The sequence below is a fragment of the Mesorhizobium sp. P2_D6 genome, assembly GCF_056404315.1.
Genome location: NZ_JBFUEG010000014.1, coordinates 1 through 18,861 on the forward strand (window position 1 = coordinate 1; position 18,861 = coordinate 18,861).

The window sequence follows — 18,861 nt, forward strand, 5'->3', positions numbered from 1 at the left end:
GCGTGCTGTTGCTTGTTCTTGAGAGCGATGCCAAGCGCCAGATAGGGCGTGAGACCATTGATATGGCGCCGATGCAGCGCTTCGACATAGGCATTCAGTTCGTCGCGACGGACGCGAAGCCGCTCGTTGATCGCAATCCACTCCGCTGCGCCCACGCGCACGCCGCTTTCCCAGCTGATCCTGAGCTGGTTGAGAAAGTTGCGTCGGTCCGCCTTGCTGGAATGGAGTTCGAGACAATGCGCGCCCAGGCCATGTTCGCGAAGGCGGCGATACACCACATCGAGCGCCGCCGTCTTCTCGGCCACGAACAGCACGGTTTTGCCAACTGAAAGACAGTTGGCAATCATGTTGGCGATGGTCTGGCTCTTGCCAGTACCGGGAGGACCGATGATGACAAAGTCGCGACCCTCAGCGGCGGCAAGGCTCGCCGCGGTCTGTGAAGAGTCGGCCGGCAGCAGCGAAACGATATCGGACGGGGCATAGTGCCGATCGAGTTCGCGCTCGTCCCGGAATGATGAACCATTGCCCTCGAACGCTATCTCCGGCGTATCGATCAGGTGGCGTACGACGCGGTTTTCGCGCAGCGCATCGGTACGCTCGACCAGATCCTTCCACATGAGAAACTTGGCGAAGGAGAAGGTTGAGAGCGCCGTCTCGTCTACCACCTCCATGCCGGGGACGTCGCGCACTGCCTGTCGCATGAGACTTAGCAGACGCGGCACATCAACGCCGCTTTCGTCTTCGGGCAGCTCACCAGAGAACTGTGGCAGTTTGAGCTCGAAGTCGCGCTCAAGAAACTGCAACAAGGTTGCGTTGAACCGCGGCTCATCTTCATGAAAGCGCAAGGTAAAACGCGATGTTGCGCTGCGGCGCTCGATTTTGACCGGCACGAGCAACAATGGCGCGCGATAGCTGCGCTCGTCCTCCGGTTTTTTCTTCCAGCGCAGGAAGCCGACCGCCAGGAAAAGCGTATTCGCGCCGCCCTCAGCAAAGTCGTTGCGAACTTGTCGGTAAAGATCGATCAGTCGGGATTCCAATTGGTGTCCATCGAGCGTCGATGGGAGCTCGTCGCGCAGGAGCGCTTCTGCTGCAAAACCGCGCTGCAGGTCGCGTCCATGGACTTCGCGATAGAGGGCAGCATCACGCTCGCCCAATGGATTCTGTTCGGGTAGCGAAATGAGCCTGATCGAAGCGCCCGCCATCAGGCGATCCTCGAGATAGCCGACGTCAGTACAAAGAAACGGAATTGTCTTTTTGGAGTCCGGAAAATTGAGCAGGCGGTTCCGCAGCGTCAAATCCAGGAGCTTTTTCTGCCAGCGGTCGATCCGCCCGGCCGCCGTCGTCGGCTTCACCTCGACGATGTCGGCAGGCAGGGCTGTTACGGACGGTGCCGTTGGCAGCGGCAGCACGATTTCGGTTGCTACTTCGGCATCCACGCTGCGACGCATCGGTTCGTGCGAGGCAAGCGGCGTAATGCCGCCGCTACGGGAGCGGCGGATATCGATGGCGGCGACAAAGGTGCCCACCTGCGCTTCGTCGAGCCGCTGTTCGATTGCTCGTTGCGCAGCCTCCAGCGTCATCGCGGGCCGATGCGTTACGCCGGTCGTCTCGAATACGATCAGTTCGCGCGATGCCAGCGCCTTGCGGATCTCCATGGCATCGGCTTCGATGGCGTTGGCGAGCGTCTTTTGTGTCATCCATGCGCCGACGGCAGCGTGGCCTTGGAACATGAGCACGACGGGGTGCAGGCCCGTAGCCTCCAGGGCGGACGCGAACAACAGACTGGCATCGAGACAGGTTGCCAGCCTCTCCGCGGCAATTGTCGAGGGGCGTCGGATTTTTTGGCCTCGGCTTTCGAAACTGGCAGGTGGCTCAGCATAATGGAGCGATAGACCGGCAATGGCCGAATAGATTGCGGCCGCCAGCATGAATGCGCGTTGCGGATTGCCGCTTTGATAGCCATCGAGGCTGGAGGCATGACCATGCGCTGCGAGCCGCTCCGCTGCGGAACGCAGCAGTCCTGCGATCGCCGGGTCGTTCGGCATGACGAACGCGGGCAGCAATTGCGCCATATCGATGACGCCACCCCATTCGTCGCGAGCAAGCAGGCGCACCGCAACGCGCTGTTCGGCCAGCACTGCGCCTCCTGAGGTTAGGCGCAACGTTATCTCCCCGCGCTCAGCCTCGTTGAGACCGGCCAGATAGCTGGCATCGAGATCGATTTTTCGATCGCTTAAGGGAAGCAGGTCGCCAGCAACGATCCGATCAATTGTCCAGCTTTTGGCGCGCAAAAAAGGGGGGTTCGATGTCAGCTCGAGAGTGCATTTTTCGAAAGCCTGCTGGGTCGGGTTATTGAGTGCGATAGACCGGATCACCGGAATAGCATTTTGGAAGGACGCATATGTAAAGCTGGCGGCGATGTCCGCCATGACTTCTATTACGGGCGCGGCTGATATACCGGCGGCATCGCCAGTGTCCGAACTCGTTTCCATGCCCCGTCCCCTATTTTCATTTACGATAGAACTTTGCGGCCAGAATTTGAAAGTGAATTCTCGGTATGGTCGCCGCTTAGCTCTTCAGCAGCATGAATCTCTGAACTCGAAAACGCCTCCGTCAGCTCGACAGTTGTCGACCTCTGCAGGGATTGGTGATCCTTGCCGCCGGTGCCTCACGATATTTGTGATGAGGCAGTTGCTCGAGGAGCTTTCGAGGCAGCCGCGCTGCCTCCACGTTTCGTTGAGCCGCGCTGATCGCTCGCTTGAGGCCGGACTGCGGCGTTCGTCCGGACACGAATGGCGGGAGTGCGTCGAAGAGGCCGACTTACACGCATTTGTTCACGAGCCGCATATTGCGAAGAATTCAGTGTATCCAGTGTCTCGCATAGCGCCATGGCATTGACGGCTGTGGGTGCTGTCCAGTCTATTGTGGCCAATTCTAAGGGGTCCTACCGTGGCAGATGAAAATGAAGCCGACGACTTCAACACCGAGGCTGAAAACGATGAGGTACCGTTCGTCGAGTTCGATATCTCCGTCGCGCCATCGGACCCCACGCTTGAACTGCTGGCAAACCAAGTCACCCGCGGCGATATCATTGTTCCCTTCTACCAGCGCAAGTATGTCTGGAAGATCGAACAGGCCTCGCGATTGATTGAGTCCTTCCTCATGGGGCTGCCGGTTCCGCAGGTGTTTCTCTACGTCAACGACGAAGACCTGCTCGAAGTCATCGACGGCCAACAGCGCATCATGAGCGTGAAGTACTTCTTCGACGGTCTGTTCGGCGAAGCCGACAACCAGAATCGCAGGCAAATCTTCAAGCTGAAAGGTTTATCGGAACGCTCGGAATACAACGGCAAAACGTTCAACGAGCTCTCGCCGCGCGACCAACGCAAGCTGCGGAATGCGACGCTGCGCGCCATCAATATCAAGCAACTGAAGCCGAGCATCAGGAACGACAGCGTCTTCCACATCTTCGAACGCCTGAATACCGGCGGTACCCAATTGAAGCCGCAGGAGATCCGCAACGCCGTATACCGGGGCAAGATTGTCGATGCCATGAAGGCCCTTAATTTGACGCCCGGATGGCACAAGATCCTGGGCATTTCGAAACCAGACAAGAACCAGAAGGACGTCGAGCTGGTTTTGCGCCTGTTCGCCCTGTTCGAAGTGTGGGCCGACTACGAAAAGCCGATGCTCAGGTATCTCAACAGTCAGATGGACGCTAACCGTTCCTTCGATTCGGATCGGGCTAAGCGCTTCACTGAGCGTTTTCCCGCAGCGGTGGCCACTGTCAATGCTGCGCTGGCCAGCCCCTTCCGTCCCAAGGGCATTATTAACGCCGCGGTGCTAGAGGCTGTGATGGTCACCCTGCTCGAGCATCCGGAAATTACGGCGGAACAACTCAAGGTACGGTATGAGACGCTGGTCGACGACGTGTTTCTGTCCGACTTCGTAAGCCGCGCCACAACAGACACGGCTGTCTTGCGGCTACGACTTGAGGCGGCGAGAAACATCCTGACAAATGCCTAGGGCAGATCTCGATGTCCATTTCGATCGAATCGAGAAGCTTGTCGTCGAGATGGAACAGTTCGTTCCTCCGGCCACCAAAGGCGTCGCCGGTTTCCGCGCAGACCTTGCCGGACTCTTGGTTGTGACGATCGCCGCCTCATACGAATCCTGCGTTAAAGAAACCTTGGTCAGCTACGCCGGCCGTCACCACATTGCGTTCGCGAATTTCGCCACCAACAACTACAAGAAGCTGAACAGCCGGATCACGATCAATGACCTGCACGGCTACACAGGAACGTTTGACGACAACGTCTCCGTAAGGTTCAAGGCCCTGCTCAATGAACGACGGAAGCGTATCGACGCCCGCGTTGGCAAGAATATCGAGCAGGCCTATAAGCAGATGCTGAGTTGGCGGCATGACTTCGCCCACGCCGGCGTGCGCAACACCACCATCGAAGAGGCCATTGCCACCCACCGCCTCGCAAAGAGGGTTCTCTACGCATTTGACGATGCCTTCTGCGGCAAATGAGGGCGGTCGTTCAATCGTTGGGTGGCGCCAGTATCGGACGAGGTCAGCGTCTTCTGGTGTTGGTGGGAGCAGGCAATCTTGCCTGTTGTAGGAGAGCCGCGTGGATGGCTGCACTTGTCCTAATCCCGCATTACCCTGCAATATGTGGTGCCTGGAGACAAGTCTTGTCGAAAGAGAAACTCCTACGACGCTCGGAAGAAGCTTCTTCCTTGGTCGTAACTTTCAGCCTGCCCAAGCCGCACCAGGGATTGAAGGACGTCGCGCACATCGGCGACGGTTTCGTCCGGGGATGTGAAGGTTACGGCGATTTCCTCTGCTGATAGGGGCGCTTTCGCACGCGCCATGAGGTCGAGGACGACCCGCGCCTGGTCCAGTCGTGCCGCCGGGAACGGTGTCATCTTCGCCTTGACCTTGGTCGCCAGGATGGCTTGGACGCGGTCGCCACGATGCGCCAGCGGCCCGATCTTGTCGATCTGATACTCGGACCGCAGCCATTTGATGAAGCCCCGGCTCTCTTCGGCGGCACGCACTTCGTTCAGCCTGACCAGGCTGTCGAGGATTTGTTCGACGCCAATATCCGCGTGCCACCCATAGGATTTCGCAACGGCGGCGTCCAGCCGATCATGAAGCTCGCGCAGGATTAGAACACGGCCTTGGCTTCGGACATCTTGATCCTTCTGCGAGAATGCACCACCCGTCCGGACAGCTTCGAGAACATTATAAAGCGTGGTCAGAGTCAGGTCGGGATGCTCGGCAAGAACCCGCTTGCGCGTCTCATCGAGTTCTTCAGCGATGGCACCTATTTCGGCGCGGGCCGAGGCGTCGGCGTCGGGGAACGGGAAGGGATCGAAGCACAGGGATTTCGAATACCTCGGATCGTTGCCAACGCCCTGGCGGCCTCCGGTGCGCAAAGCCCAAGCCACATGCACCTTCGAAGATAGCACGCCGAGATGGAAGGAATCATCCGATGCAATCGCGACCAGCATGTTGTCTGGAAGCACTTCGGCCTCCATGAACTGGAAGATGCGGTGCTTCATGGTTTCGACAGTGGCGATGTAACGGGACAAGCCGTCCAATGCTGGCCGGAGTTCCCTTCGTGGCTCTCCGAACCACCACCATTTCTCTCGATATGAGGCCCGATTGTTTCGGTCTCGCTCCGGCTTCACCGTATCCAGCAGGTGTTGATAGACCTCGGGGAATTCTCGTCTGACCTCATCAGCGGCGGTGCCGAACAGGTCGATAACCATCACCCCACGCGGCCGTGATGTCAGATCCTTGCCGTTTCGGTATTCGCGGATATGCCGATCAAGACCCGGCCGCTTTCCAAGGCCGAGTTCAAAGGCTATTTCACGCGTGATGATGAAGCCATTTCCATGCAGCTTCACGCCCGGTGAGCAGATCGCGTCGTTGGCTACCAGTGCCTTCGATTTGGTGACATCTACGCCGATCGTGAGATCGGGATTGATCTTCCCCTCACGTTCAGCGAACTCGATCGTGGGCTCGTCGGTATCAAGGTCTGCCTCTCTCGTCACGTTGCGCACAACCCCATCTCGTTCACCGGCTTCAGCTACGGTCATGGCAATCCTGACCGCAGCGGCGTCCTTTGACGCCTTGGTCCATGGATGGTCAGGAATGGCGAACACGAGCGAAACTGGAGAAGTGCCTGCCAGATGTCTCTCAAGGACTCGCCGCTGGAATACCTGCGTTATAGAGTTCGTGGTAACGAAACCGAAGCGGCGCAGCCGGGTTTCCTTCCTGACGAGCAGATCGGCTGACCGATCCCACCAGTACATCACGAAATCCGCTGCAGGATTCATCTGCGGGTTGGCACTCCACAAGGCCTCGGCATAACCCGCGCCCAGCCGCCCGCGAATATCCTTCCCGCCTATGAACGGGGGGTTGCCGACAATGAAGTCGGCCTCCGGCCAGTCGGCGCTCATCGCGTTCGGATAGAAGTAGGTTTCGTTGCCTTGACCGTCGGGCACGGGCTTGCCGAGCGCATCGCTCTTGAGATGCGGATGGGGATAGCCCGACCAGGTAATCAGTGCATCCTTCGCGTGAACATGGTCGCTGCTGCCCAACACCGGTTCGGAAGGCACGGTGGACCGGGTCCGCATGTGCCACTGGATATATCCGATCCAGAGTACCAGCTCGGCAATCTCAACCGCCCGCCTGTTGATTTCCATGCCGAAGAACTGCTCCGGCTTCACCGAGATGTCAGCGACGCGTGCGACCGCTTCGTCGCCGCCGATATCCTGCAATTGCTTGAGCGCCTCGCCTTCCAACTGCTTCATCCGGCGGAGGGCGACGTACAGGAAATTCCCCGTGCCACATGCCGGATCGAGCACCCGCACGGATGCTAGATGCCTAAGGAAGTCTTCAACCTCGTGAATGGCGGCCGCCTTTGAGCCGTTGCGAATCGCACGCTCCGCTGCCGATTGATGGCCGATCCAGTCGTTGGTGAGGGGTTCGATAACTGTGGCATCCACAACCCGTTCGACATAGGCGCGGGGCGTGTAATGCGCACCGAGACGCTTGCGCTCGATCGGGTCCAGTGCCTGTTCGAACAGAGCGCCGAATATTGCAGGTTCGAGATCGCGCCAATCGGCATCCGAGGCATCGCGGAGAAGGCGTATTTCGTCCTTGGTCAGCGGCAGCGACGCGGCATTCTTGAAGAGTTTGCCATTGAACCGAAGCAGTCTCTCGCCGATGCCGGGCGAATAGTCTCCGCGATCCATATGCCGCCAGAGGTCGTCGATTTCGAAGGTAAACCGCGTGGGATCGTCGAGGCACTTCGTCAGAAGCTGCGTGAAGCCCTTCTTGCGGAGCAGCCCCACGTCTTCGACGAACATCGTGAAGAGGCACCGCATGAGGAAAACTGCTACGCTGCCGGCCTCGAAGCCTCGTCCTTCGAGGGCCTTCGAGATTTCTGCCAGCTGCCCGGCAATCTCTCTGGTAACCTTGGCCGTCTTCTGTGCTGGATCAAGTGATTGAGGTTGTTCCCATACCGCACGCAGCAGTTCGCGGGTATTCGGGCAGGCTAGCTGGCTGAGTTCGATGCGAAACTGCCGCGCATCGGGAAACTGGGCGTAGTGGCGTCCGTGACCGGAAAAATCAGCGTAGAGCTCGACCGCTCGTCCCACATCGCACGCGATGATGAAGGGCGGATATGGATGGTCGGAGGGCAACGAAGCTGCATATCGCTCGGCCTGCCGGCGCGCCTGGACCATGACGTGATCGAGGCCAGGCACCACCGTGTCAGCGGGTCCTCGTTCCGCAGCGGCGAACAGGTCTGCCTGGCCTTCAGGCACCGCTTTCTTGCCGCCACGGAGGCGGCTCTGCTTTGCCTCGAGTATAAAGCAACCTCGCCTGTAGAGATCGATGCGCCCAGCTTCGGTCGTACCGTCCGGACGTTTTCTTTCAACGCGCCGTTCGAATACGTAGTCGTTGAAGTCATGGGCGGCCAATGCAGGATCGGGTCGCCGGACTCCTATCACATCACACAGCTCTGCCAAGAAAAGAGAATAATTTGCCCGTTCTTGACCGCCATCAAGATTGGACCATCGCCTGATAAAATCGGCGATCGGTAATTCTCTATTAATATTCTTTTCTTGTTCCACGCAATAATCTGGCATTGCGTAGTTACCAAACCGATAAAGGGGGTGAGTTCCGTCCTCTGCTGATAAAGTGCTACTGACTTCAGGCTTTGACGGCGCAGTCGCTTGCGAGAAAGGAGAGATGCGGCCGAATGCTTCTACACACCTCAATGATCCTATTTGTCGTCTGCTTTTTGATGAGTTCTCTTGAAGCGGGCCGTCGGCTTACTGCCCCGTTGTGGCCATTTCTGAACTCCCCCATTTTGTTTTTTTCCAGCGCGAAATTGGCCTTGGGCGATGAATGGAAACCGGCCAGATGTTCCTGGTTTGTGCTCGAAAAGTCGCATAAATGGCAGTGTGGAACTTCAGTGCTGCCTCGGCTGCCCTGCGCGCTCGACGATTTGGTCGATCTGTCATCGCCGAACTGCAGCGGGGGCGGCCCCGTCCATAGCGTGCTGTCTTGCGATTGGTCGAGCTCGCCAAGAACATGCGAAGGGAGTACAAGACCGGGATGCGCGAGGGGAGCGTTGCTTCACGAGCCATGCTCGCCTGGCTGACGCGCGATCGCTTGCCGGAGAAAGCGTCGCAGGAGCGACGCGTCAGGGAGCATTCCCGGCGCTGACCATGCCGCGGATCGCCTTCACGCTAGAAACCGCGTTTCAGGGGCACATTGGCACCATAGGGTCAGACCCCAAGCCTGGTTACGCGTCAGGACCTCGTATCTATTTCACCCACTTGCGTACGCGGCGCACGATCTCTGATGTTGAGATCCCGTAGCGGTCGTGAAGTGTCGGTAGCGCGCCGGCGTCGAGAAATTCGTCGGGCAGTGCGATCTGGCGGAAGACAGGGGTCACGCCCTCGCGCATCAGCAGGCCAGCGACACCTTCGCCCAACCCGCCGATCATCGTGTGGTTCTCCGCAACGACCACCATCCGTCCAGCCCGGCGCGCGGCGGCAAGGATTGCGTCCGTATCGAGCGGCTTGATGGTCGGCACGTGCAGCACCGCGCAGTCGATGCGGTCCGCTTCAAGCGCCTTCGCGGCCTCCAGCACGCGCATGGTCATCAGCCCGCTGGAAATGAACAGCACATCCGCACCGTCGCGCAGCAGCCGCGCCTTGCCGATCTGGAATGTGTAATCATATTCGTCGAGCACGACGGGGACCTTGCCCCGCAACAGCCGCATGTAGACCGGCCCCTTGTAGTCCGCGATCGCCTCCGTGGCCTGTTCGATGTCGAGCGCGTCGCATGGATCGATGATCGTCAGGTTCGGCATGCCGCGGAAAATCGCGATGTCTTCCGTCGCCTGGTGGCTGGGGCCGTAGCCGGTGGTCAATCCCGGCAGAGCGCAGACAATTTTGATGTCGAGGTTCTCCTCGGCAATCGCCATGCATATGAAATCGTAGGCACGTCGCGAGGCAAAGACCGCGTAGGTCGTGGCAAAGGGCGTAAAACCCTCCCGCGCCAGGCCTGCGGCGGCGCTCATCAGCACCTGTTCGGCCATCCCCATTTGATAGAAGCGGTCGGGATGCTCCTGCGCGAAGACATGAAGGTCTGTATACTTTGCGAGATCCGCTGTCAGCCCGACGATCCCGGGCCGCTGGTGTGCCAATCTGGCGAGTGTGTGCCCAAACGGCGCGTTGCGGGTCGCAATGCCATCGGGCGCAATCGAGGCGATCATTGCCGACGTGGTTTTGCGCTCACCCGCGTTGACGGCGTGGCGCGGTGCGAACTTTGACAGCCTCACTGCGAACGTCCCCTTTCCAAAGCTTCGAGGGCCAGCGTCCATTCGTGCGGCTCGACCCGAATGAAGTGTGCGATGTCGCGGGATTCAAGGAACGGGACGCCCTTGGCCATGCGAGTGTCGCAGACGATGACACGCGGGCAGGGTTCCTTCAGCCCGCGCGCTAGATCGAAGGCCATGCGGACTGCCTCAATGTCGTTGCCATCGACACGCTGTGCGTGCCAGCCGAACGCCTCGAACTTGTCGGTTACCGGCTCGGAGGAAAGCATCGCGGTCGATGGGCCGTCGGCTTGCTGATTGTTGAAGTCGACGATGGCGATGAGATTGTCGAGCCCGTGGTGTGCGGCCGACATCGCTGCTTCCCAAGTCGAGCCCTCGCCGAGCTCACCATCGGACATCAGATTGTAGACGAAACTGCCGCTCCGCTTGCGTTTCAGCCCCAGGCACATGCCGACGGCGATGCCAAGGCCGTGGCCAAGCGAGCCGCCGGTGATCTCCATGCCAGGTGTGTACGCCGCCATGCCGGACATCGGCATGCGGCTGTCGTCGGTACCGTAGGTCTCGAGCTCTTCCTCCGGCAGCACGCCTGCTTCGATCAATGCCGCGTAGAGTGCGATCGCATAGTGTCCGATGGATAGGAGGAAGCGATCGCGTCCTTCCCACAGCGTGTCGTCCGGCCGGTAGCGAAGTGCATGGAAATAGGCGACCGCAAGCACATCGGCGACGCCGAGCGCCTGCCCGATATAGCCCTGGCCCTGGACTTCGCCCATGCGCACGGCATGTCGACGGATGCGATAGGCGCGTTCGGCAAGGCTGACATTGCTGCCCGCGCGTGGCATCTCGAATTCCGTTGTCCCGTCAGCCATGGATCAGCATCCCCCCATTGACGTCGATAACGGCGCCGGTGATGTAGCTGGCCAGATCGGAGGCGAGGAAGAGGTAGGCGCCCGCCACGTCACGCGCATCGCCCAGGCGACTGAGCGGGATACCCTTGATGATGTCAGCGCGCATGGCATCGGTCAGTTTGCCGCCGGTTATGTCGGTCTGGATCAGGCCGGGCGTGACGCAGTTGATACGAATGCCGTCAGGCCCGAATTCGCGTGCCATGGCCTTGGCGAGCCCGAGCACACCCGCCTTGGCGGCTGAGTAATGCGGGCCACCGAAGATGCCGCCGCCGCGTTGCGCTGAAACCGACGACATGCAGATGATCGAGCCGCCGCCAGTTTCACGCATATGCGGGATGAAGGCCTGGCTGAGATAGAGCACGCCGCGCAGATTGACATCGAGGATGCGGTCCCAGTCGGCCGGGCCGATGTCCAGTGTCTTTACGGGCTGCGTGATCCCGGCAATGTTGCATAACACATCGACCCTTCCGAACGCTTCGGTCACTTCTGCCGCAGCCCTCTTGCAGGCATCGAGGTCGGCGACATTGCAGGCGAGGCCGATGTGCTCGGGTCCAAGCGACGCCGCGGCGTCACGGGCTTGTTCCTCATCAAGGTCAAGAATAGCAATGCGCGCGCCTTGCTCCGCCATCAGCGTTGCCGTGGAGCGGCCAATTCCCCGGGGGCTCGCGGCACCCGAAATCACGACGGCCTTGCCCTTCAGCAACATGTCAAAGTCTCCTGCTGTTTCAATTGTTTCGGCGGATGGTCTAGAGCCGGTAGTACCGGGCTGCGTTGTCATGGAACAACGCAAGCCGCTCCTCGTGCGGGTAGTATCGTGTGATCTCCTTGAAGGCGTTCACGACCGCGTCGAAGCTCGAGAAAAGCTTGTCGACCGGAAAGTTCGTCGCGAACATGCTGCGGCCAACACCAAAGGCCGCGATCGCCTCCTCGACATAGGGGCGGATCGACGCCGTGGTCCAGGACCAGTCGCCCATGCCGAGACCGGAGATTTTGCAGGCGACGTTCGGCGCTTGCGCCAATCGGTGCATGCCTTTTTTCCAGGCCTCGAAACGCTTAGGGCCATCGACCTGCATGCCGGTGTGATTGAGAATGATCTGGACGTCGGGAAAGTCGCGCGCGAGCTGGAGAAACTCTTCCATCTGCGGATAATAGAGCTGCAGGTCGAAGCTTAGCCGGCGCTTTGCCAGTTCCCGGAAGCCGCGTCGCCATTCTGGCGTCCGGCTGACCTCTGGCCGCGCCTGATAGGTCTTGGCGGGGTCTGCATGATAGTTCATCGACTGCCTGATACCCCGGAAGTTCGGATACTCCAGGTGCCTGTCGAGGAGTTCGCCGACATCGGGTTTGGACAGGTCGGCATAGCCGACGATGCCATGCGGAAAGCCTCGCTTGTTGGCGATCTCCTGCAGCCAGCGCGTCTCCCCGACCGGATCGCTGGGATCGAACCCAACGTCCAGATGCACCGATTTCACGAGGTTCTGGTTCCTGGCGTCCTCAAGATAGTCGTCGAGACGATAGCTCTTGCGGATCGCTTCGTAGTCGCCGAAGGCCGACGGCTTAACCCCGTCGGTCAGCCACGGATAGTAATTAACTTCCAGGTCCCAGAGATGATGGTGCGGATCGATGAACGGCAGCTCGGCCACGGTCAGGATTCCTCGCTCGGGATCTGGACCCGCCGGCCTCTGCCGGCGGGTCCATTGGGTGGCGGTCAGTTGCTCGGGGGAAAGACGCGGGCGATGACCTTCTTGGCCTCGGGACTGTCGACCTTGTCGGCGGTAACGAGCGGCATGACCAGGGCCAGATCCTGGGTCACCGGCGCGCCCGTCAAGGCGTTGTAGACCTGTTGGGTGCCGTCGATGCCTTGGCCGACCGCCTCCTGGAAGAAGATGCCCTGGATCGCTCCCTTCTTGAGCAGCGCGATCGTCGTGGGCGAGCCGTCTGCAACGGTAATGCCGATCTTGCCGGTCAGGCCGCGGGTCTCGGCAACCTTGGCGGCGCCGGTGCCGGCTTCGTCATACATACCGTAAATGGCCTTGACGTCGGGATTGGCGGTTAAGAGGTCGTTTGCCTGGGTGACGGCTTCGTTGATGGTGAGGCCGCGTGTTTCCAGTATCTGGACGAGGTCGCACCCGTTGGCGGCGAAGGCTTCCTTGGCGCCCTTGAGATATTTCTGCGCATTCTCCCGATCCTGCGGCAGCGACAGCATGCCAACCTTGTTGCCGCCACGCTCCTTGGCGAGCTCGCAGGTGAATTTGCCTTGCGCCTTGCCGGTCTCATAGTTGTTGGCGGTGACCGAGCATGTGTAGTTGGTGAGGCCTGGCTGCGGCCCGATGCCGGCGAATGCGATCGGCACTTTCTGCTTCGCCAGATAGTCGAGCAGCGGCGGTGTCGATGTCGAGCTGACGGGGCCGATCACGATGGCCGAGACGCCTTTGGTCACCGCGGTCCTGGCATTGTCCATCTGCTTGGCGGGTGAGTTTTCCGACGTGTACTCGACATAGTCCATGCCGAGTTCCTTGGCCTTCTCCTTCACGCCGTAGCCGACCCATTGCCAATAGGAAATGTCGAGCGATGGGGCGATGTAGGCGACGGTCTTCTTGTCTTCGGCGTACGACGCGCTTGACAAGGCGGCCGTCGCCAAAGCTGCAATCAGGATGCTCTTCAACTTCATCTTGGTTCCTCCCGTTGATGATCTAGATGCGGTTCTTGTTGCTGAAGCGGTCGATCAAAACCGCGAGCAGGATTGCGGCGCCTGTGACGGAGCCTTGCCAGAAGCTGTTCACGCCAATGAGGTTCACACCGTTCTGGATGCAGGTGATCATCAGCGCGCCCAGCACGGCGCCGATCGCGCTGCCGGTTCCGCCAAAAAGGCTGGCCCCGCCAATGACCACAGCGGCAATCGCCTGCAGCATCAGGCTCGCCCCTGCCGTGGCTTCGGCGTTGAGGATGTAGCTGACCGTCAGCAGCCCCGCCAAAGAGGCAAGCAGGCCCGAAGCGACATAGGCCGCGAACTTGATGCGCAGAACCGGGATGCCAAGCAGCCGGGCCGCAATTGCCGACGAGCCGACGGCATAGAACCAGCGTCCGACCACGACCTTGCGCAGCACATATTCCAGCGCGACCATCAGTACGATGCAGACCACGAGATGGTTGGGCATGCCGGGGACGATCTCGCCGGAATTCAGGAGCCAGAAATCCGGTGCGCCGATCGGCATCGAACGGCCGTTGGTGACGATGAAGGCCAGGCTGCCCGCCACCGCGTAGGTGATGAGCGTGACGACGAAAGGCGCGAGCCCGACGACCGTGACCAGAAGACCATTGATCGCGCCGAACCCCAAGCCGACCGCCAGGCCGGCGGCGCTGGCGGTCAGTCCGTCAGCGCCATTGGCCATCGCCAGCGCGGTCACCATCCCGGTCAGGGAAAAGACTGAACCGACCGAAAGATCGATGCCGCCGGTGACCACGACCAGCAAAACACCGAGCGACATGATGATGAGAGGCGCGGCGGCCTGGACGATGTTTTGCAAATTACCCATGCTGAGTGCGGCGGGCACGAACATGCCAACGGCCAGCAGCAGGACCACGATTGCCGCTGCAATCGCGGCTTCCGTGCGGTAGGACAAAAGAACTGCTGGGACGCGTGACGTGGCGCTCCGGAGTTTGCTGGTGGTCGTGTTGCCGTTGGTCGCGTCGGTCATGCCGCCATCCCCGTCAGTTCGGCGAGCCCGTCTTCGGTGTAGTGCTCCTCAGGCAGGAATCCCTTTGGCTGCCCATCGGTGTCGAAGGCGAAAATGGCATCGCAAAGCTCGAGCAGTTCGACATTCTCGGTCGACCACCAGATGATGATCGCGCCGGCGTCGGCCATCTCCCGGATCAAGCCGTAAATGTCATGCTTGGTGCCGATGTCGACGCCCCGCGTCGGCTCTTCCAGCACCACCATCCTGAGCGGCAACCCAAGCCAGCGTGCGACGAGAAGCTTTTGCTGGTTGCCGCCGGACAGCGAAGCCGGCAGGTCCCAGATCGAGGCGGCTTTCAACTTCAGCGCCGAAACGAGATCGCGACATTCCTGCCTCTCGGCCGCGGCAACGATCCGCCGCCTCTCGCGAACCCTGCGTGCTGCAAGCACGTTGTCGACGATGGGAAGCTGAGAAAGGATGCCCTTGGTTGCCCGGTCGCCCGAGACGAAGCCAATGCCTGCGCGCGCCGCTGCCGCTGGAGACGAGAACCGGTCGGCAAAACCCTCTCCGGAAAGGCGCCAGCCAGCTCCAAGCCCGGCGCCCACAAGGGGAGCTATGAGACCGGTCGGACCCGCGGGTGCGCCGGCCAGTCCCAGGATGGTGCCAGACGAAATCGCGATCCTGACATCTCCAGGGCCAAGGAGTTCGACGGGGGCGCCCTGTCGGCGGCGTTTTTGCGGGTTGCGGTGCATTGCCGGACCCTGTGCGGGTTGTCCCATCTGCTGGACGATCTCGGCGTCGCTAAGCAGGGCAAGTGACGTGGCATTGGCGATCGTGGCGCCATCGCGCAAAATCGTGCAGACATCGCAGAGCGCGCGGATTTCCCGCATGCGGTGAGAAACAAAGACGATGCCGATGCCTTCCTCGTGCACCAACCGCTTGAGCACCCAGAAGAGTTTGGCTGTCTCGCCGGCGGTGAGGTTGGCCGTGGGCTCGTCGAGAAGCAGGACTTCTGCTCCAGTGGAAAGGGCACGAGCGATCTCGACAATCTGGCCTTCATGAAGCGACAATTTGCGTGCTGGCAGATCGATGATCTCTTCGCCGATCGCCGGGTCGATCAGCTGGAGCGCTCTAAGGGCAATTTCACGCATGCGGCGACGGCTGATCTGCGACCAGCCCGACCTTGCATGTACGATGCCGATGTTTTCCGCGACCGACAGCTCGGGCAACAGCGCTAGCTCCTGATGCACCACCGCGATGATCGGGCTGGTGCGGCCGGCCTTCGACGAGGCGACGTTAATTTCGCCGGCATCGCGTGATGTCAGCCCCGTGATGATGCGGATGAGAGTGCTTTTGCCGGCGCCGTTACCTCCCAGGAGCGCGTGGATTTCGCCAGCCCGGACCTGAAAGCTCACACCTCGTAGGACACGGGTTGCGCCATAACTTTTTTCGACATTGGCAGCTTCGATCAGGGGCTTCCTGGTCGATACCTGTCCAACTCCCGGCACGTTGCCGGCGCTACCCAAGCTTTGGGTTGAACCCGGTTCCATCCTGTATCTCCTCCCGAGACGACAGGATCATGCGACTGATTGACATTCGGCTCAATTCTCGTTTCTTAACATTCTGTGTAGCTGAACTTAACTAACTGACCAGAAAGATGTCGGATATCAAGTTCAATTCGATGACCCATTTCGAGGCCGTCGCCCGGCTCGGCGGCGTGGCAAAGGCTGCGCAGGAGTTGCAGGTGACACCTTCAGCGGTCAGCCAGCAACTGCGGTTGCTCGAACACCAACTCGGCGTGCGGCTTTTCCAGCGAGAAAAGCGCCATCTCTCGCTGACCATCGACGGCGAACGACTTTTCCAGACCACGACCCAGGCCTTCGAATCCATTCGTGAGGTGCGAAATGCCATTGTTCGCCAGCGCGAAAGCTTCCAGCTCAGCCTTCGCGTCAGTCCTTCTTTCGGCGAGAAGTGGTTGGCGCCCCGGTTGGCTGAGTTCAGCAAGGACTATCCGAGCTGGAACCTGCGGGTGGACGCCACGCCCAATTTCTCGGACTTCGAAACCGAGGTCATCGATCTCGATCTACGCTATGGCGACGGTGGCTGGGCTGGCCTTTACTCCGATTGCGTCGTCAACGACCTCATCCTTCCGATGTGCTCGCCATCCTATCTGGCGGAGCTGCGCGGACTGTCAGTCGATCCGCGCGAGCAGCTTCGCCATGCGAGACTGATCGACAGCGTGAAGGCCTATTTCCGGTGGGACTATTGGCTGCCGCGCAACGGTATCCAGGGCGCCCGCATGACGTATCCCTACCGTTTCGACCGTTCGTCAATGTCGGTTCAATTGGCCAAGGACGGAGCAGGCGTGGTCCTGGAAAGCACGACAATCGCGTTCGAGGATCTCGTGTCGGGTTCCCTGGTGCCGGTATCGACCGAGTTCGACGTCATTGAGTTTCCCGGCTATTGGCTGGTCTGTCCTTCCAGGCACATGAACCGGCGCGCGGTCCGCCTGTTTTCCGATTGGGTATCTCGGGTTGGCCAGCGCGACACCGATCGCGCACGTCAGTTTTTGTCGGAGAGCGGGCTGCATATATCGTTCGAACGACGCCCTCATTTTGGCACGCCGGATGACAGAGCGGCAACGATGTTGTGATCAGGATTTCAGAAGAGAACTGGTGGTCTTTCGCTTGCATCGTTCGGAATAATCGAGGCAGCTCTCGGCCCTCCCGCGAAATTTCAGATCAGGCGTACTGACACAGCCTTGCGCTTGTGGCCTCCGGTCGCACGTTGCAGTTCGCAGCGAAGGTCGACCGGATTTTCGCAGCCTCATCGACACCGTGGCAGGGTCTAGGCCACAGCGAAGCAATCTTTTGAAATGCGACGCTTGAAATCGGTCAATATGCGCATTGGGCTCACCCGCCCAGGCGGAATCCAAGCGGGGGAAATCTGGACTTAGTTCTAAGCGGTTAGCGCTGGCCGACGGCCGCTCAAGCCAACAGAAATACCAACAAAATTCTTCAGTGGATTGGTTCTGTTCCCGAATATTGCCGTTCCCCCAGCCCCATCGCTCCTGAACCTTATCTCTGGGGCCGATCCGACTATTTCTGAGTTTGGCTCGGATTGTCTCCTCGATTGCTTTCACAAATCGGGAGAGCCTCGAACGATCGCCGTCACCGAAGTGTTTGCCGGTCCGACTGCGCAGGAGCTCGCGGCCTCGTTCATCGTCAGTCCGATCATGTACCATTTGGGCGTATCCAGGTGCCTAAGAACGCAGGCTGCGGTCAGGTCGGGACCTGTCAATCGGGCGCAAAATGGATCGATTCTCTATTCACGGCGGAGACATGGAGTGAGACATGGATGAGAGGTGGCCGGATATCCCATATCTGCCGTGGCGCGATACAGCCGCTGCGCTGCAGCTCTACGCACAGATCGTTGGCAAATATCGGCTCGCGCGAACACCGTGGGTGAACCACTCATGGCATGCGATGTTCTACCCGAACGCCCGTGGGTTCACCACCGGCCTGGTGCCGGATAGCGTGGGTGAGATCGAGTTGAGCTTCGACCTTGTCGATCACCAGCTTGTCGGTACATCCACCGATGGACGGACAGCACGCGTCGCATGCGCTGATCGAGCGGCCCTATGACAGCGAGGCTGTCGCGCGGTCTTTAGGGCGTTCATATCAGTGTCGGTAGTGGTCCAAAGGTTCCGGGCCTCATATTTGGGCAAAGTCAGCCCCGTTCATCTCTTCTGGGGTAGCTTCGGGTATGCGTCGCATTCTTGCATCTACACGTTCGACGAGCTGCGGCAGATGGAGCTGCGGATTGCTGAAGTCAACCGCGAGGCGATTGCCTTTCAAAGCGATACCGCACGTCGATTAATGACTATCCCGGGCATTGGTCCACTCGCGGCGAGGGCGCTTTTGGCAGCAGCTGGATCTGCCCGACAGTTCAAAGAGGCCCGCGATATGGCAGCTCGGGTCTTGTTCCCAGAGAATACTCTACGGGAGAGAAACGAAGCTGTTGGGAATAAGCAAGCGCGGCAACCGATATCTGCGCCGGATGATCATCCATGGCGCCCGCTCCTGCGTGACACACCTTGATCGCTCGCGATATCACCTTGGCGCCTGGCTTGATGGACTTCAGGCACGCATGCACACTAACAAGGTCACCGTCGCCTTGGCGGCCAAGATTGGGCGGATCGCATGGGTAGTGATGACTAAGCCCGGCGCAAGCTACGAACGGCGGGATCCGGCCTCTAGCTGATCCCATTTGTTCCAGACTGCGAGGCTCGTGAAAGTGAGGACGAGACAGTCGATCGGCGCGCCATAAGCCCTGTGCAAAAAAGCGGGTTGTGAGCCCGACCACCATTTATTTGGGAACCGCACGGGCGGATCTCATCATGGCCTGGCC

13 protein-coding genes and 1 pseudogene are annotated in these 18,861 nt (G+C 59.9%); 5 read left to right on the forward strand and 9 right to left on the reverse strand.

Annotation, left to right across the window (positions count from 1 at the left end; all coding sequences use genetic code 11):
- The coding region (locus AC1D1L_RS24655; protein ID WP_477344034.1) for a DUF4011 domain-containing protein at positions 1-2,492 on the reverse strand (2,492 nt) is incomplete at its 3' end.
- A 457-nt stretch (positions 2,493-2,949) separates the two neighbouring features.
- On the opposite strand from AC1D1L_RS24655, the gene AC1D1L_RS24660 reads away from it, so the two are divergent.
- Positions 2,950-4,026, forward strand: a complete 1,077-nt coding sequence (locus AC1D1L_RS24660; RefSeq protein WP_477344035.1) for a GmrSD restriction endonuclease domain-containing protein — start codon at positions 2,950-2,952, stop codon at positions 4,024-4,026.
- Positions 4,027-4,075: 49 nt separating this feature from the next.
- Positions 4,076-4,534 carry a HEPN domain-containing protein gene (locus AC1D1L_RS24665; RefSeq protein WP_477344036.1) on the forward strand — a complete coding sequence of 153 codons (459 nt, stop codon included), beginning with the start codon at positions 4,076-4,078 and terminating at the stop codon, positions 4,532-4,534.
- A gap of 182 nt (positions 4,535-4,716) precedes the next feature.
- Here the strand turns inward: AC1D1L_RS24665 and AC1D1L_RS24670 are convergent, their stop codons facing one another.
- The 8 genes from AC1D1L_RS24670 to AC1D1L_RS24705 form a co-directional block, all read right to left on the reverse strand.
- Complete coding sequence (locus AC1D1L_RS24670; RefSeq protein ID WP_477344037.1) at positions 4,717-8,154, reverse strand: class I SAM-dependent DNA methyltransferase; 3,438 nt, start codon at positions 8,152-8,154, stop codon at positions 4,717-4,719.
- Between the two features lie 698 nt (positions 8,155-8,852).
- Entirely contained in the window at positions 8,853-9,875 is a 1,023-nt protein-coding gene (locus AC1D1L_RS24675) for a transketolase family protein (protein WP_477344038.1), read from the reverse strand.
- The gene (locus AC1D1L_RS24680; RefSeq protein WP_477344114.1) at positions 9,872-10,711 is read right to left on the reverse strand and encodes a transketolase; all 840 of its coding nucleotides are present in this window, start codon (positions 10,709-10,711) and stop codon (positions 9,872-9,874) included. The genes AC1D1L_RS24675 and AC1D1L_RS24680 overlap by 4 nt, the downstream gene beginning before the upstream one ends.
- A gap of 19 nt (positions 10,712-10,730) precedes the next feature.
- The gene (locus AC1D1L_RS24685) at positions 10,731-11,483 is read right to left on the reverse strand and encodes an SDR family NAD(P)-dependent oxidoreductase (RefSeq protein ID WP_477344039.1); all 753 of its coding nucleotides are present in this window, start codon (positions 11,481-11,483) and stop codon (positions 10,731-10,733) included.
- A gap of 40 nt (positions 11,484-11,523) precedes the next feature.
- Positions 11,524-12,417, reverse strand: coding sequence for an amidohydrolase family protein (locus AC1D1L_RS24690; RefSeq protein WP_477344041.1), 894 nt, complete (start codon positions 12,415-12,417; stop codon positions 11,524-11,526).
- Between the two features lie 65 nt (positions 12,418-12,482).
- A complete protein-coding gene (locus AC1D1L_RS24695; protein WP_010913492.1) occupies positions 12,483-13,445 on the reverse strand; it encodes a substrate-binding domain-containing protein in 963 nt (320 codons plus the stop codon).
- A 22-nt stretch (positions 13,446-13,467) separates the two neighbouring features.
- Complete coding sequence (locus AC1D1L_RS24700; protein WP_010913493.1) at positions 13,468-14,472, reverse strand: ABC transporter permease; 1,005 nt, start codon at positions 14,470-14,472, stop codon at positions 13,468-13,470.
- On the reverse strand, positions 14,469-16,001 hold the full coding sequence (locus AC1D1L_RS24705) for an ATP-binding cassette domain-containing protein (RefSeq protein WP_477344042.1): 1,533 nt from the start codon (positions 15,999-16,001) through the stop codon (positions 14,469-14,471). The genes AC1D1L_RS24700 and AC1D1L_RS24705 overlap by 4 nt, the downstream gene beginning before the upstream one ends.
- Positions 16,002-16,108: 107 nt before the next feature.
- On the opposite strand from AC1D1L_RS24705, the gene AC1D1L_RS24710 reads away from it, so the two are divergent.
- From AC1D1L_RS24710 to AC1D1L_RS24720, 3 genes and pseudogenes are all read left to right on the forward strand, one after another.
- Positions 16,109-17,104, forward strand: a complete 996-nt coding sequence (locus tag AC1D1L_RS24710) for a LysR substrate-binding domain-containing protein (protein ID WP_477344043.1) — start codon at positions 16,109-16,111, stop codon at positions 17,102-17,104.
- Positions 17,105-17,804: 700 nt separating this feature from the next.
- Positions 17,805-18,095 (forward strand): DUF5996 family protein, encoded by a 291-nt coding sequence (locus tag AC1D1L_RS24715; RefSeq protein ID WP_010913496.1) that lies wholly within the window; start codon positions 17,805-17,807, stop codon positions 18,093-18,095.
- A 147-nt stretch (positions 18,096-18,242) separates the two neighbouring features.
- Positions 18,243-18,714: pseudogene (locus AC1D1L_RS24720) on the forward strand (transposase); the annotation flags it as partial.
- Positions 18,715-18,861: the final 147 nt, after the last annotated feature.

Excerpts from the sequence above, each read along its gene's own strand:
- AC1D1L_RS24695 (WP_010913492.1), bottom strand. The coding sequence starts at position 13,445 with ATGAAGTTGAAGAGCATCCTGATTGCAGCTTTGGCGACGGCCGCCTTG.
- AC1D1L_RS24705 (WP_477344042.1), bottom strand. The coding sequence starts at position 16,001 with ATGGAACCGGGTTCAACCCAAAGCTTGGGTAGCGCCGGCAACGTGCCG.
- AC1D1L_RS24685 (WP_477344039.1), bottom strand. The coding sequence starts at position 11,483 with ATGTTGCTGAAGGGCAAGGCCGTCGTGATTTCGGGTGCCGCGAGCCCC.
- AC1D1L_RS24715 (WP_010913496.1), top strand. The coding sequence starts at position 17,805 with ATGGATGAGAGGTGGCCGGATATCCCATATCTGCCGTGGCGCGATACA.
- AC1D1L_RS24680 (WP_477344114.1), bottom strand. The coding sequence starts at position 10,711 with ATGCCACGCGCGGGCAGCAATGTCAGCCTTGCCGAACGCGCCTATCGC.
- AC1D1L_RS24700 (WP_010913493.1), bottom strand. The coding sequence starts at position 14,472 with ATGACCGACGCGACCAACGGCAACACGACCACCAGCAAACTCCGGAGC.
- AC1D1L_RS24710 (WP_477344043.1), top strand. The coding sequence starts at position 16,109 with ATGTCGGATATCAAGTTCAATTCGATGACCCATTTCGAGGCCGTCGCC.
- AC1D1L_RS24665 (WP_477344036.1), top strand. The coding sequence starts at position 4,076 with ATGGAACAGTTCGTTCCTCCGGCCACCAAAGGCGTCGCCGGTTTCCGC.